13 protein-coding genes are annotated in these 13,456 nt (G+C 58.0%); 10 read left to right on the top strand and 3 right to left on the bottom strand.

Annotated features, from left to right (window positions below):
- Positions 1-188 precede the first annotated feature (188 nt).
- The gene (locus tag GFR01_RS14815) at positions 189-620 is read left to right on the top strand and encodes a hypothetical protein (RefSeq protein WP_082872635.1); all 432 of its coding nucleotides are present in this window, start codon (positions 189-191) and stop codon (positions 618-620) included.
- An 8-nt stretch (positions 621-628) separates the two neighbouring features.
- Here the strand turns inward: GFR01_RS14815 and rdgB are convergent, their stop codons facing one another.
- Positions 629-1,228: an RdgB/HAM1 family non-canonical purine NTP pyrophosphatase gene (gene rdgB / locus GFR01_RS14810; RefSeq protein WP_099183061.1), complete on the bottom strand. Its 600-nt coding sequence runs from the start codon at positions 1,226-1,228 to the stop codon at positions 629-631.
- A complete protein-coding gene (gene rph / locus GFR01_RS14805) occupies positions 1,228-1,938 on the bottom strand; it encodes a ribonuclease PH (RefSeq protein ID WP_099183060.1) in 711 nt (236 codons plus the stop codon). The genes rdgB and rph overlap by 1 nt, the downstream gene beginning before the upstream one ends.
- A gap of 83 nt (positions 1,939-2,021) precedes the next feature.
- Between rph and hrcA the strand changes: the two genes are divergently transcribed.
- From hrcA to GFR01_RS14760, 9 genes are all read left to right on the top strand, one after another.
- Positions 2,022-3,092, top strand: a complete 1,071-nt coding sequence (gene hrcA / locus GFR01_RS14800) for a heat-inducible transcriptional repressor HrcA (protein WP_174694729.1) — start codon at positions 2,022-2,024, stop codon at positions 3,090-3,092.
- 62 nt (positions 3,093-3,154) lie between these two features.
- Complete coding sequence (locus tag GFR01_RS14795) at positions 3,155-4,039, top strand: aldo/keto reductase (RefSeq protein WP_099183059.1); 885 nt, start codon at positions 3,155-3,157, stop codon at positions 4,037-4,039.
- 91 nt (positions 4,040-4,130) lie between these two features.
- Entirely contained in the window at positions 4,131-6,761 is a 2,631-nt protein-coding gene (locus tag GFR01_RS14790) for a penicillin-binding protein 1A (RefSeq protein ID WP_099183058.1), read from the top strand.
- A gap of 38 nt (positions 6,762-6,799) precedes the next feature.
- Positions 6,800-7,931, top strand: a protein-coding gene (gene prfB / locus GFR01_RS14785; protein ID WP_099183057.1) for a peptide chain release factor 2 whose coding sequence is annotated in 2 segments (ribosomal slippage) — positions 6,800-6,868 and positions 6,870-7,931 — 1,131 coding nt in all. Because the reading frame shifts where the segments join, the coding sequence is not laid out codon by codon here.
- Between the two features lie 398 nt (positions 7,932-8,329).
- Entirely contained in the window at positions 8,330-8,998 is a 669-nt protein-coding gene (locus GFR01_RS14780; RefSeq protein ID WP_099183056.1) for an energy transducer TonB, read from the top strand.
- 139 nt (positions 8,999-9,137) lie between these two features.
- Positions 9,138-10,211, top strand: a complete 1,074-nt coding sequence (locus GFR01_RS14775) for a MotA/TolQ/ExbB proton channel family protein (RefSeq protein ID WP_082872634.1) — start codon at positions 9,138-9,140, stop codon at positions 10,209-10,211.
- 4 nt (positions 10,212-10,215) lie between these two features.
- Entirely contained in the window at positions 10,216-10,641 is a 426-nt protein-coding gene (locus tag GFR01_RS14770; protein ID WP_063903468.1) for an ExbD/TolR family protein, read from the top strand.
- Between the two features lie 69 nt (positions 10,642-10,710).
- The gene (locus GFR01_RS14765) at positions 10,711-11,145 is read left to right on the top strand and encodes an ExbD/TolR family protein (RefSeq protein WP_007283159.1); all 435 of its coding nucleotides are present in this window, start codon (positions 10,711-10,713) and stop codon (positions 11,143-11,145) included.
- A gap of 3 nt (positions 11,146-11,148) precedes the next feature.
- Positions 11,149-12,396: a hypothetical protein gene (locus GFR01_RS14760; protein ID WP_099183055.1), complete on the top strand. Its 1,248-nt coding sequence runs from the start codon at positions 11,149-11,151 to the stop codon at positions 12,394-12,396.
- Between the two features lie 60 nt (positions 12,397-12,456).
- On the opposite strand, the gene flgH is transcribed toward GFR01_RS14760, so the two are convergent.
- The gene (flgH, locus tag GFR01_RS14755; RefSeq protein WP_063903466.1) at positions 12,457-13,203 is read right to left on the bottom strand and encodes a flagellar basal body L-ring protein FlgH; all 747 of its coding nucleotides are present in this window, start codon (positions 13,201-13,203) and stop codon (positions 12,457-12,459) included.
- Positions 13,204-13,456 lie beyond the last annotated feature (253 nt).

The raw sequence follows: 13,456 nt of genomic DNA, 5'->3' as shown, positions 1-13,456 counted from the left end.
CCGCGTCTGCTCCCGCGGCGGGAGAGGCGCATTTCTTACGGCATGGGCAAGAAACGAAAACCGGCTGAAACTTATGGCCTTCTATTCGAACGATATTGCTCATCGCCTGCAACAGAACTGTCAGCGGTCTGAGAATTGCGCACTCGACCGCAAGAAAAAGCCGTGTGTCATATGGCTGGGAAAAGCGCATGTCCTCTATCGATCACCTTACGTCTGACTCTGACCTCCACCTTGTTCTGGAGGATGGAGCCATTATTCGTCCCGCTCGCTGGCAGGGGCAGCATGCCCTGTTCATGCTTCCGGAGGTTCCCCCCCGTCTCTGGATCCTGTCCCGCCTGAACAGCGGCTTTAACCGCTTTGAGGAACGCGGGGTGTTGATAGGGGACATTACCTTTTATGATGGATTTGGTGCACATCGTCTCACCACCCATCTGACCTCCTCGCCTGCAGAAGGGTGGGGCCCTCAGGGAGGGCCTTTATCAAGATGGACCAATGGACGCGCCCTGTTGGAGTTCGATTGCCCCCCCAGTAGCACGGCCGTCATGATGTCCATGGAAGTGTGTTCAACTGGCCCCTATCGTCTGTGTCCTCATGAGGCTTCACAGCCTCCTAAGGGATAAGAGGCATTTCAGTTCTCCACACATTCCTTCAGGAAAAGTGCAAAAGCGCGGCCGCGATGGCTAATGGCGTTTTTCTCGCTTTCATCCATCTCGGCAAATGTGCGGGTTTCGCCTTCGGGGCGGAACATGGGATCATAACCATGGCCGTGTTCTCCACGTGGAGGCCAGACGGTCTGGCCATGGCATTCCCCTACGACGGAATGTGTTTCGCCATCGGGCCATGCCAGGCAAAGGGCCGCCACAAAGGACGCGCCATGGTCGGTGGTCTCTCCCATTTTCCGATGCACTCGCTCCATGGCGACGGTCATGTCTTTGGTCGGGCCGCCCCAGCGCGCTGAATAGACACCAGGCTGGCCGTCCAACGCTGAAACGCAGAAGCCCGAATCATCTGCCAGTGCCGGTAGGCCCGATGCACGGGCAGCAGCCAGAGCCTTGATCTCGGAGTTGCCAACGAACGTGTCGGCGGTCTCCTCTGGCTCAGGCAAATTCAGTTCCCCTGCGGACACAACCGTGATGTCGCTCTCCGCCAGAAGGGTAGAGAATTCACGCAGCTTCCCGGCATTGTGGCTGGCAAGAACGATTTTCGATCCACGGGACAGACGACGCATTACAGGGTCTCCAGTGCAGCATTCTGGGCTTCGAACAGCTTGGCTGTGCCAAGACGCGCAAGGCGCAGCAGCTCAAAAAAATCATGGTCCTGAAAGGGAGACGTTTCCGCCGTTCCCTGAATTTCCACGATGCCACCTTCGGCCGTCAGAACAAAATTCGTGTCGGCCTGTGCGGCGCTATCTTCAACGTAGTCCAGATCCAGCACGGCTCCGGCGTCTGTCAGCCCACAGGAAACAGCAGCCACCTGTGATGTGATGACGGAAGACAGTTTGGCTTTTCGCAGTGCCAGAGAAAGCGCCACCCATGCACCCGTAATGGACGCGCAGCGTGTTCCGCCATCGGCATTCAGCACGTCGCAGTCCAGTGTGATGGTCCGTTCGCCCAGCTTCTTGAGATTGACGCAGGGGCGTAGGGAACGGGCGATCAGCCGCTGGATTTCCTGCGTGCGGCCTGACTGCTTGCCCTTGGAGGCCTCCCGATGCCCACGCTGATGCGTGGCGCGGGGCAGCATGCCATATTCGGCATTGATCCAGCCCTGTCCCTTGTTGCGCAGGAAAGGCGGCACCTTGTTCTCGATCGACGCCGTGCAAAGCACTTCCGTTCCACCAACCCGGATCAGCGCAGACCCTTCTGCATGGCGGGCGAAGCCTGGCTCGATGGATACGGGGCGACCTTCGTCGCTGGCGCGGCCAGACGGACGCTTTGTCATGCGAAAAAATCCTCTCTTAGAAGCGAGTCCTGCCTCTACCGCGTTTGACGAGAACGCTTCCAGCCCCGACATACAGTTTTACCATGATGAGATCTGACCCTTCCTTCTTCCGCATGTCGAACTCCTTTCCGTCCGGGCTTGGGGACAGGGAAGCTGCGATCCTGCGGGAAATCGTCGAGGAATATGTCGAGACGGGAGAACCGATTGGAAGCCGGACTCTGGCACAGCGTCTTAATCTGGCCCTGTCTCCCGCAACGATCCGCAACGTTATGGCAGACCTTGCCCGGGCTGGTCTGTTGTTCAGCCCCCATGTGTCCGCAGGGCGTCTGCCGACCGAGAAGGGCGTCAAACTTTTCGTGGAAGGGCTGCTTCAGTTTGGTGCCCTGACCGAAGAAGACCGCGCCAGCATTGATAGTAGACTGGAAATTCATGGGCGTTCCTATCAGGACACATTGGCGGAAGCGTCCTCCATGCTGTCCGGGCTGTCCTCCGCTGCTGGTCTTGTTCTGGCCCCCAAGTCCGATGCCACACTCAAGCATATTGAGTTCGTTGCCCTCGGGCCGGGCCGTGTGCTCGTCGTGCTCGTGAGTTCTGACGGGCAGGTGGAAAACCGGATCATCGAAACACCGCCCGGCCTTCCTCATTCAGCCCTCGTTGAAGCAGGAAACTATCTGAACGCCCATCTCGGAGACCTGACCCTTGGAACGCTCAGAGAGCGGGTCAGCAAGGAAATGGATGCCAACCGCCATGAACTTGATGCTCTGACGGCCAGCGTGATCGAGAGCGGTCTCGCCACATGGGATGCCGACGGTGGAACGCTGTTTGTGCGTGGTCAGGGCAAGCTTCTGGCAGACATCACCGAGATCGAACGCCTGACAACCATCCGGATGCTGTTTGATCATCTGGAAACACAGGAAACCATGCTCCAGCTCCTGCAACTTGCAGACGCGTCGGAGGGGGTACGGATCTATATCGGTAGCGAGAGCGGCATGTTTGGCATGTCCGGCGTGTCCATGATTGTGGCCCCGGCCCGAAATGAAGCCCAGAAAATCGTGGGTGCCATCGGCGTCATCGGGCCGACACGTTTGAATTACGGGCGGATTGTGCCCGTCGTGGATTACACGGCCCGAATGGTTGGGCGCCTGCTGGGATAGTGACTGCAACCCTTCCGCCTTTGCGCTGTTGAATCCCGCGTCCATCGGAAAGGAAAGAGTCCATGGCTACGATTGACGCAAAGAAGTCCGGTACGTTCCTCATTGGTGGTGACCTCAAGGTCCATCGCCTCGGATTTGGTGCCATGCGCATCACCGGCAAGGGTATCTGGGATGAACCACCAGACCACGAGGAAGTGGTTCAGACCCTCGAGAGTCTTCCAAAATTTGGCGTGGATTTCATCGACACGGCGGATTCATACGGTCCGTTCGTTTCAGAAAACCTGATCCGCGAAGTGCTGTATCCCTATAAGAAGATGGTGATCGCCACGAAAGGCGGCCTCACCCGGCACGGCCCGGATATATGGAAGCCAGTCGGTAATCCGGACTATCTGAGGCAATGTGTCCTTATGTCCATGCGACGACTGGGCGTGGAGCGCATAGATCTCTGGCAGCTTCATCGCATTGGGCCGGATTGTCCGGCTGAAAAGCAGTTCGAGGCGATCGCCAAGTTCCGCGAAGAAGGCCTGATCCGGCACGTTGGCTTGTCTGAAGTGAGCGTGAAAGACATTAAGCTCGCACAGAAATACTTCCCGGTCTCTACCGTCCAGAACCGTTTCAATCTTGTGGATCGCAAGTCCGAGGACGTGCTGGATTTCTGCACCAAGGAAAACATAGGGTTCATCCCGTGGGCACCTCTGGCTGCCGGAGAACTCGCCAAACCCGGCACCGACATGGACAAAATCGCCCATCGGCATCGTGCGGATGCGGGCCAGATTGCCCTTGCATGGCTGCTCAAACGCTCACCGGTCATTCTGCCTATTCCGGGGACAGGCAGCAGAGCGCATCTGGAATCCAATGTCCGGGCGGCTTCCCTGAAACTCAATGACGAAGAGTTCGCCACGTTGGATCGGCAAGGCCAGGACGTCTGGCAAAAATCCGCAGCGTGACCAGAATGATCACGAGCCGCTGAAAACCGTCACAAAATGACCCTTTTCAGCGGGGGCGACGAACGGCTCGTTTCAGTGCTATGCAGACTTCATGACGCGCCGTTCCATTCGCTCCCGTAATCCGCAGGACCCCAGGGGCAGTATGCCCCGCGGGCCACGTTTCCGTCGTTTCCGCCAGTCTCTTGCGATTGTTGCCGGCGTTGGGCTGGTTGGCATTGCGGGTGTGGGTGTGCTCGGCTGGACCACATACGCCAAACTCGTGGCTGATCTGCCGAGCGTAGACAGCCTGCGGGCTTACCAGCCGCCAACAGTCAGCCGCATCTATGCGTCCGACGAGCGGCTCATGGCCCAGCTTGCCAACGAGCGGCGGATTTTCGTTCCGATTGACGCCATTCCGGACAAGGTCAAGCGTGCCTTCCTATCCACGGAAGATCACAATTTCTACACCCATGGCGGTGTGGACGTGATGGCGATTGCCCGTGCCGGCATGACGGACGTGTTCGCCCGTCATGGACGTCGTCCGCTTGGTGCCTCCACCATTACCCAGCAGGTCGCCAAGGTCATGCTGCTCAACAGCAATGTCCTGACCATTGATCGCAAGATCAAGGAAGCGCTGCTGGCCATGAAGATGGAGCAGGTCCTGTCCAAGGACAAGATTCTCGAAATCTATCTGAATGGCATTTATCTGGGCAATGGCGCCTTTGGCGTAGCCGCAGCTGCCCAGACCTATTTCAACAAGCCACTTGATCAGCTTGATGATGCAGAAGCTGCGTCTCTCGCCGCCCTTCCAAAGTCCCCGACGAATTACAATCCGTTCCTGCACCCGCAGACAGCCCTGATGCGTCGAAACATTGTTCTGGACCTGATGGCCGACAATGGCGTCATCAGCCGCGAGCAGGCGGAGCAGGACAAGAAAGAGCCACTGGTTCCTCAGCAGAAACAGCGATTTGGGCCACTCCAGGATTCCGAATGGTTCGGTGCTGAAGTCCGCCGTCAGCTGATTGGCCAGTATGGCGAGGATAAGGCCCTTCAAGGCGGCCTCGAAGTTCATACAAGTCTGGATCAGCCCCTTCAGGTATCGGCCACGAAGCTGCTGCATGAAGGTCTGATGAACTACGACAGGAGCCGCGGTGGCTGGCGCGGCCCGGTTCGTCATCTGGATGGAATTGACGCGGAAGGATGGGAAGACAGCCTGAACAGGTTTTCCCCACCGGCCGGAATGCTCCGTGAATGGCGCTTGGGTGTTGTCTTGCCCGGGGGCTCCAAAGTTGGCTGGATCGAAGAAGGCGTCTCGAAGACCGGCCCACTTTTGGGCACGGATCTGTCCTGGGCCAGACGGATGCATCCGCTTCGCGCCGGAGACGTCATTATGATCGAGCCGCAGGAAAGTGGTTCCGCCGCCCTGCGTCAGATCCCACAGGTTGAAGGCGCTGTCGTGACGATGGACGTCCGCACCGGACGCGTTCTGGCGCTGGTGGGAGGCTGGTCCTTCCACGAAAGCCAGTTCAACCGCGCGACACAGGCGCTGCGTCAGCCGGGGTCGTCTTTCAAGCCCTTCGTCTATCTGACAGCCATGGAGCAAGGGATTTCCCCTTCCGAGAAGTTCGATGACTCCCCGGTTTCTTATGGAGACTGGCACCCCAAGAACTACGAGCACGACAACTGGGGCCCGACGACCCTTCATGATGCGCTGCGGGAGAGCCGTAACCTCGTGACGATCCGCGTTGCGGCTCATCTGGGCATGAAGGCTGTTGCAGATACGGCCATCAAGGCTGGTCTCGTGGATCAGATGCCGCATGTGCTTCCCGCTGCTCTGGGTGCAGTCGAAACGACGGTACTCAAGGAAGCGGCAGCCTATGCCAGCATCGCCAATGGCGGGCATGTCGTTACCCCCACGCTGGTTGACGATATTCAGGACCGTCTTGGAAATGTTGTCTGGCGCGCTCCGGGCCTGACATTGGGAACGACCTTGCAGGCTCCCCCTGCGCCGCCGGTTGATCCCGCATCCCCCACGATTACGCCAGCAGCGCCGGATGCTCAGTCCGCATCAGTCCCACCAACCCCGGCCCAGCCTGCACAGCCTGTTCCGGGCAGTGTCTCTGTTCCCACGCTGACTGATACGCGCCCTGTTCTGGCAAGCGAAGCCAGTACCTATCAGATCACGGCCATGCTGCAGGACGTGATTGCCCGTGGTACCGGGCGTATGGCGGGCGTGGGCATTGATCGGCCGATTGCCGGCAAGACCGGTACCAGTCAGGACTTTCATGACGCCTGGTTCGCGGGCTTTTCGCCGGATATCGTGACGGTAGTGTGGGTTGGCTTCGATACGCCTCAGACCCTCGGCAAAAACGCTGATGGTGGCCGTATTGCTGGCCCGATCTGGAACAAGATCATGAAAGTCGCGCTGGCCAATCGACCCAGGCTCGACTTCCGGGTGCCGGCAGACATTACTCTGGCGTCCTATGACACGGGCCGCATCAACGCGACCGACGGGTTCAAGGCAGATCAGATTCCCGGCGCCTCGGTGGCTCTTCATGGATTTGGTGCCGGTACGGAGGCCCTTACGGCTGCCGATACAGGCGCAGATGCCGCGATTTCCGATTCCGAGAGCGATATGGGCGACGCTGGCCCGCAGCCCCCTGGCCAGACAGCTAATCTCAAGGCACAGGCTCAGAAAACTGCGCCATCTGATGGTGACATTGGTGTAGGTGGGCTGTACTGAGTGCAGCCAAATCACCTCGATAGAATGGAGGAATTAATATGTCGGCCGAGACCGAAGCGCTCTCCGAACAGATCAAGCAGTCGGTGGCACTGCTGAGGAGGCATCTTTAACTGGGATGTCGCCACAACACGCCTCGCGGAACTGAACCACCGCGCAGAAGACCCAGACCTGTGGAATGATGCTGACGCTGCCCAGAAGCTGATGCGTGAGCGGACAACGCTCGCCAATCAGATCGAGGGTGTTCAGCAGATCGAACAGGACGTCGAAGGCACCCTGGAACTTGTCGAACTCGCTGAAATGGAGAACGACACGGATCTGGTGCAGGAAGCCATCACGACCCTGCGGGGGCTGGCCGCAGAAGTGCAGAAGCGCGAAATTGAAAGTCTTCTCTCCGGCGAAGCAGATTCTAACGACTGCTATGTTGAAGTGAACGCAGGCGCAGGCGGCACGGAAGCCCAGGACTGGGCGGAAATGATCCTGCGCATGTACACCCGCTGGGCGGAACAGCATGGCTACAAGGTCACCTTTATTGAAAGCAGTGAAGGTGAGCAGGCCGGCATCAAATCCGCCACCATCCAGATCAGCGGCCACAACGCCTATGGCTGGATGAAGACGGAAGCTGGTGTGCATCGCCTGGTGCGTATCTCACCATTCGACGCGGCCGCCCGTCGTCAGACGTCGTTCGCTTCCGTTTGGGTCTATCCGGTAGTCGATGACTCTATTGAAGTAGAGATCAACGATTCGGACCTGCGTGTCGATACCTTCCGTGCCTCCGGCGCAGGTGGTCAGCACGTGAACAAGACCGACTCGGCTATCCGTATTACCCATATTCCAACCGGGATTGTGGTCGCCTGTCAGACGGATCGTTCCCAGCATCGTAACCGCGCCAAGGCGATGGAGATGCTGAAAGCCCGGATGTACGAGGCCGAGCTTCAGAAGCGTGAAGCCGCTGCTGCCCAGACAGAAGCCGCTAAAACGGATATTGGCTGGGGGCATCAGATCCGCTCCTATGTCCTTGCACCGTATCAGCTGGTCAAGGATCTGCGGACAGGCGTGGAAAAGGGCAACCCGGACGCTGTTCTCGATGGCGCCCTGGATGACTTCATGTCGGCATCTCTTGCGCAGAGAGTGGGTGCGACGCGTTCCGAAGCGAGTGCGTCAGCCCAGTAAGCGGGTGCATACGCATTAAAACGAAACCGAAAGGCTGGCGTGGCGTAATTAATACGCTGCTCCAGCCTTTTTGTTATAATTCTGTTACAAGCTTTGAGAATTTTGATTTTTTCAGGGCAGAAAAGAAGCGGAAAAGTGTACTTTTTCGCACCTTCCCGCGCACTTATTGATGCCAAACGATCGAAAGATGAGAGTTTTTCGTTTCGGGAAAGGCAATAATCAGCTTGACACCATGGCCCTAAGGCTGCCCAATCAGCATATCGGGTATGTTCTCACGACATGCGACGAATCACACGTCCGTGAGGTGAGGGAACTCGATGCAAACACAAGATCGAGATTCCGCACCCTCAAGGTGTGGATCGATTGTCGGTGTCAGTGAGGGGTAAGAAGGTTACGACATGAAGAGCTACGCCGCACAGCAGCGCAAGCCGACGGACTATATTGTCGCGATCGTCGTGGCCGTGCTGGCTATGGGCGCGGTAATCTATGCGCTCATGAGCGGTGCTGTGGGCAAACTCGTCCACGAAAAGCCGCCCATCAAGACGGAAGTGATCAAGGAGCAGCCTAAGCCGCCCCCGCCACCACCTCCGCCGCCGCCGCCGCAGATGGAGCAGCCGCCGCCGCCGTATATTCCGCCGCCGAAGATCAGTGTTCCACCGCCGCCGAAGGCAGTGCAGCGCGTGACACACACGAAGCCGCCGCATCCGGTTCCGCCGAGCCCGACGCCTGCACCCGAGCCCGTACCGGCTCCTCCGCAGGGTCCGCCAGCTCCGGCAGTTCCAGATCACACGGCTGGTGCGTCGCCGATCAACGGTGCAAAGCCGGAGTATCCGGAAGAAGCACAGGAAGAGAACCGTGAAGGTAAAGTTACGGCATCCTGTGACATTCTTCCGAACGGTCACACGGCGAACTGCTCGATCGTCAGCTCAACGGGTGGTCACGAGTTTGTGGAAAGTGCGCTCGACTTCCTTCGTCGGGCCCGGTACCAGCCCGCCGTTGTTAACGGCGCTCCGGTAACCGAGCATCACCACATTCTGCACGTCGACTTTACGATGGGCGACGACTGATCCGTCAGCCAGTAGTCTAAAATAAGATTGCCCTTCCGGTTCTTAAGATCCGGAGGGGCTCAGGAAAGGGCCGGTCCCCATATGGCCGGCACCCCAGACAGCTCCGAAAACGGGCATCTCTAACGAGGATATGGAGTTCATGACCAGACTGTTCCGCCTTCCTGCTCTTGCCGTTCCGACGAAGGCGCGCGCCGTCCGGGCCAGCGCCATGGCCCTGACGCTGGCCTTGGCCTCGGGTGCGATCGCTCCGGCTATTGCTTTCGCTCAGCCTGCACCGGCTGATCAGAGCGCCCCGGCTGACCCGTCGGCTGTGCCGCCGGCTCCGTCCTCCGACCCGTCTGCTGCACCGGCTGCTTCCGCACCGAACGATGCTGGCGCGCCGGCTGCTGCTCCAGGCGATCAGGCTGCTCCGGCACCTGCTGCTCCTGCAGACCAGACGCCTGCTGCTGCTGCTACACCAGGTGAAAGCGCCTCCGCTGCTCCGGAAGCTCCGGCTCCGCAGGGCAACCCTTATGGTCTTGGCGCCCTCTGGGCCAATGGTGACGTGATCGCACGTGGCGTTCTCATCATCATGGTGATCATGTCCGCTGGTACCTGGATCATCATGGTCATGAAGTTCCTGGAACAGGGCCGCGTGTTTGCTGCCTCCAAGGAAGCTGCCAAGGAATTCTGGACCAAGCCGTCCGTTCAGCAGGGTGCTGCGTCCCTTAAGGCATCTTCTCCGTTCCGCTACATTGCGGAGACCGGTATCGTTGCTGCGGAGCACCATGAAGGCTCCATGCGCGATGCAATTGACCTGCACTCCTGGACTGAAATGTCCATCGGTCGTTCAGTCGACACCATCAACACGCGTCTGCAGGGCGGCCTCGCCTTCCTCGGTACGGTTGGTTCCACGTCTCCGTTCGTCGGTCTGTTCGGTACGGTTTGGGGTATTTATCACGCCCTGACAGCCATCGGCATTGCCGGTCAGGCTTCCATCGACAAGGTTGCCGGCCCGGTCGGTGAGTCGCTCATCATGACGGCTATTGGTCTTGCAACAGCTGTTCCGGCCGTGCTGGGTTACAACCTGCTCGTTCGTCGTAACAAGGGTGCCATGGACCGCGTCCGCAACTTTGCTGCTGACGTCCAGTCCGTCCTGATCGGTGGCTTCCGTCACGGTGTGGCTCCGGAAGATCACACGCCGACCACCATCACCACCAGCCAGCGGGTCTGATACTATGGGAATGAACGTCGGAGGAGGCGGCGGTGACGACGAAGTGGTGTCGGCAATCAACACCACTCCCCTCGTCGACGTCATGCTGGTGCTGCTGATCATCTTTTTGATCACCATCCCGGTTGCCACACATACCGTTAAGGTCAAGCTGCCGGTTGATGCCAATCAACCGACACAGACCAAGCCAGGAAACGTTGTTCTGGCTGTGACCGCAAATGGCCAGGTTTTCTGGAACACGACGCCGGTCAAGACACATGAAGAACTGCTCAACCGCCTTGTCGAGGTGGCCAAGCAGAAGCCACAGCCGCAGGTGCAGATCCGCGGTGACGGCGCTGCCAAGTATCTGGCAGTTGGCCAGGTGGTCGCTACTGCTCAGGAAGCTGGTATCGCCCATGTGGACTTCATTACCGAGCAGCCTCACTCGAACTGAGGTCTTGCCGGACCGTTTAGAGACGGTCCGGCTCCCTCTTTTACGTCACCCTTTTGGAGAACCGCCGTCATGGGCATGAGCGTCGGATCGGACAGCACGCACGAAGACGAAGGTATCGTCGATATCAACACCACGCCGCTGATCGACGTGATGCTGGTGCTGCTGATCATGCTGATCATCACCATCCCGCTGCAGACTCACTCGGTGGCAATCGATCTGCCTCAGGGCAATCCTCCGCCATCAACCGAGCAGCCCAAGCTGGTTACAGTCAGCATCGGCTACGATAACAGCATTTCCTGGAACAGCGAGCCGGTCACATCCGAAGCAGCGTTGCAGGCTCATTTTGAAGCCGCAGCCGCAGAAGGTGACCAGCCTGAAGTCCATATTCATCCAGACCGTCTTTCAGATTACAAAACGGTTGCCCATGTCATGGCTGACGCGCAGCGTCTCGGCGTGACCAAGCTGGGTATCGTTGGTCTGGATCAGTTCATGGAAGGACAGTAATTCGTGTTTTTGTCCCTTAACCGCCGTCTGAGCGCCCGCTCCCTTCTGCTGGCTGGCGCTATTGGTACCGCTCTCGTTGCCGGGCCTGTTGCCCATGCAGATGATGTGCTGGGTCAAGCTGTCGGCAAAGATCTTCAGCAGGCGCAGACTGCTCTTGCCTCGAAGAGCTATGATAAGGCCATGGCTGCGGTCGATGCCGCAGATGCGGTCAAGGGCAAGACGGATTACGAGTCCTACACGATTGCCCAGATGCGTGCGGCCGTTGCAGCTCAGTCCGGTAATGTGGATGCTGCGACGAAAGCCTATGATGTTCTCATCAATAGTGCCCGCACCCCGAAGGCAGCCAAAGGCCAGATGCTGATGGCACAGGCTACGATGGCCTACAGCGCAAAAAAATACGCCGCCGCCATCCCGCCGACAGAGCGTTATCTGAGCGAGCACGGGCCTGATCCGCGCATGCAGACCATGCTCATCCAGTGTTATTATCTCCAGGGGGATTGGAAGGGTACAGCCAAGGCTGCTCAGGAGCAGGTGGATGCGACGATCAAGGCAGGGAAGGTCCCTGCTGAAAATCAGCTTCAGATGCTTGCCACGGCTTATACGAACCTGAAGGATACGGATGCAAAGTCGCATGCGTATGTTCTTCTGGCCAAGTACTACTCCAAGCCGGATTACTGGGCAGTTCTGATCCACGATCTGGTTGCGAACCCCAATCTTTCACCGCCGCTGGTGTTCTATGTCGAGCGTCTGCGTCTGGCGACTGGCGTTCTGAAGGATCCTTCAGATTATCAAGATATGGGTGAACGCGCTGTTCAGATGGGTCTGTCCCAGCTGGCGCTCAATCTGCTGAATCAGGGTTACGCCAACAAGTCTCTTGGAAATGGCCCGTCTGCTGCAGCAGACGCTAAATTCCATGCTTTCGTTGCGCAACGGGCTGCTGCTGACCGTGCGCAGCTTGCACAGGCTGCTGCTGCCGCACCGAGTGCTCCTACAGCTGGTCCGGCTTTGACGACTGGTTACAACCTTGTTCTTAACGGCCAGGCAGCTCAGGGTCTCGCTCTGATGAAGACTGGTCTTGGCAAGAACCCCCGCTACCCGGATCTTGCTCAGGTCGAATACGGCATGGCGCAGATGGATGCTGGACAAAAGGCCGAAGCCATCAAGACTTTTGAGACTGTTTCCAGCAACGGTCCGGCTAAGGATGTTGCAGAGCTTTGGGCGCTTTTACTGTCTCGCCCTGCTGCACATTGACAGCCGCAAAGAGGTCAGTTCTTCAGAAAAACGCCGGGGTCAGCCCCGGCGTTTTTTTGTTTAGAAAGGTAGAATGGCGTCCATGACCTGCTGCCCGTAACGGGGCGTCTGGAGCTGGGTAATGGTGCCGCGCCCACCGTAAGAGATCCGGGCTTCCGCCATGCGGTCATGCGTCACTGTATTGTCTGCCGTTATATCCTGTGGCCTGACGATACCGCTCACACCGAGTTCCCGCAGTTCGCTGTTGACCCGAACTTCCTGCTTCCCCATCACAACGAAGTTTCCGTTTGGCAGAACCTGCGTGATGGTCCCTGCGAGGCGAAGAGTGACCGTTTCATTTCGGGTAATTTTCCCTGTCGCACTGCTATCGCTACTGCTGGCTGTGTTCAGGCTGTCTGCTCCTGTCACAGCACTGATGATCTTTCCCTTGATTCCGAACAGATTCGGGATTCCAAACTTTTCATCAGCAGCGCGATCTGCCGTAGTGCCATTGTTGAAGGCGGCATTATCGGTGATGTCCACAATGATTGTTACCAGATCCCCCACTTGAGAAGCTCTTTGATCCTTGAAGAAGGCACGACTGCCGCTGCGCCACAGGCTGGACGCTTCTGGTGGGGGAGCGCGCAATGGCGGCATCGGCATCGTAACAGGGCGGTAGTTTGCCGCGAGGGTAGGGTCACTGATGGACGTCATTCTGGGAGGGCGGCCTACTTCTGAAAGTTGGGCCAGCGAGTTGCAGGCAGAAAGCGCAGGGAGCAGGCTCATCAGCCCAAGGCAGCGCACAGCATTACGAAATGAAAGCAACATGTGTGGGATGATTCCGCCTCTTCTGAACAGGAATATCCAAACACATGCTTCGTAAAAAACGGGTTAACTCCAGCGGAATTTACTCCCGAACACCGGAGTTTCTCAGGTTTTTGGAAGCAGGCATATCCGTATTTCCTGCCAATTCATTCCTGCCTTCAGGCGGTAAGGCACATTCCGGGATGGCAAGGTGTTTGGTGGTATGCATAAAACAGTACTGTCCGTGGTCCGAATTGGAGAAATCTGTTTTTGAGTG

Origin of the sequence: Gluconobacter frateurii, assembly GCF_002723955.1 — a bacterium.
Lineage (GTDB): Bacteria > Pseudomonadota > Alphaproteobacteria > Acetobacterales > Acetobacteraceae > Gluconobacter > Gluconobacter frateurii.
The sequence above is the reverse complement of the archived record's forward strand: the minus strand, read 5'-3'. Positions and strand labels throughout refer to the sequence as shown.

What these genes read in the sequence shown, in the direction of transcription:
- GFR01_RS14815 (WP_082872635.1), top strand. Translation starts at nt 189, where the DNA reads ATGTCCTCTATCGATCACCTTACGTCTGACTCTGACCTCCACCTTGTT.
- rdgB (WP_099183061.1), bottom strand. Translation starts at nt 1,228, where the DNA reads ATGCGTCGTCTGTCCCGTGGATCGAAAATCGTTCTTGCCAGCCACAAT.
- rph (WP_099183060.1), bottom strand. Translation starts at nt 1,938, where the DNA reads ATGACAAAGCGTCCGTCTGGCCGCGCCAGCGACGAAGGTCGCCCCGTA.
- hrcA (WP_174694729.1), top strand. Translation starts at nt 2,022, where the DNA reads ATGATGAGATCTGACCCTTCCTTCTTCCGCATGTCGAACTCCTTTCCG.
- GFR01_RS14795 (WP_099183059.1), top strand. Translation starts at nt 3,155, where the DNA reads ATGGCTACGATTGACGCAAAGAAGTCCGGTACGTTCCTCATTGGTGGT.
- GFR01_RS14790 (WP_099183058.1), top strand. Translation starts at nt 4,131, where the DNA reads ATGACGCGCCGTTCCATTCGCTCCCGTAATCCGCAGGACCCCAGGGGC.
- GFR01_RS14780 (WP_099183056.1), top strand. Translation starts at nt 8,330, where the DNA reads ATGAAGAGCTACGCCGCACAGCAGCGCAAGCCGACGGACTATATTGTC.
- GFR01_RS14775 (WP_082872634.1), top strand. Translation starts at nt 9,138, where the DNA reads ATGACCAGACTGTTCCGCCTTCCTGCTCTTGCCGTTCCGACGAAGGCG.
- GFR01_RS14770 (WP_063903468.1), top strand. Translation starts at nt 10,216, where the DNA reads ATGGGAATGAACGTCGGAGGAGGCGGCGGTGACGACGAAGTGGTGTCG.
- GFR01_RS14765 (WP_007283159.1), top strand. Translation starts at nt 10,711, where the DNA reads ATGGGCATGAGCGTCGGATCGGACAGCACGCACGAAGACGAAGGTATC.
- flgH (WP_063903466.1), bottom strand. Translation starts at nt 13,203, where the DNA reads ATGTTGCTTTCATTTCGTAATGCTGTGCGCTGCCTTGGGCTGATGAGC.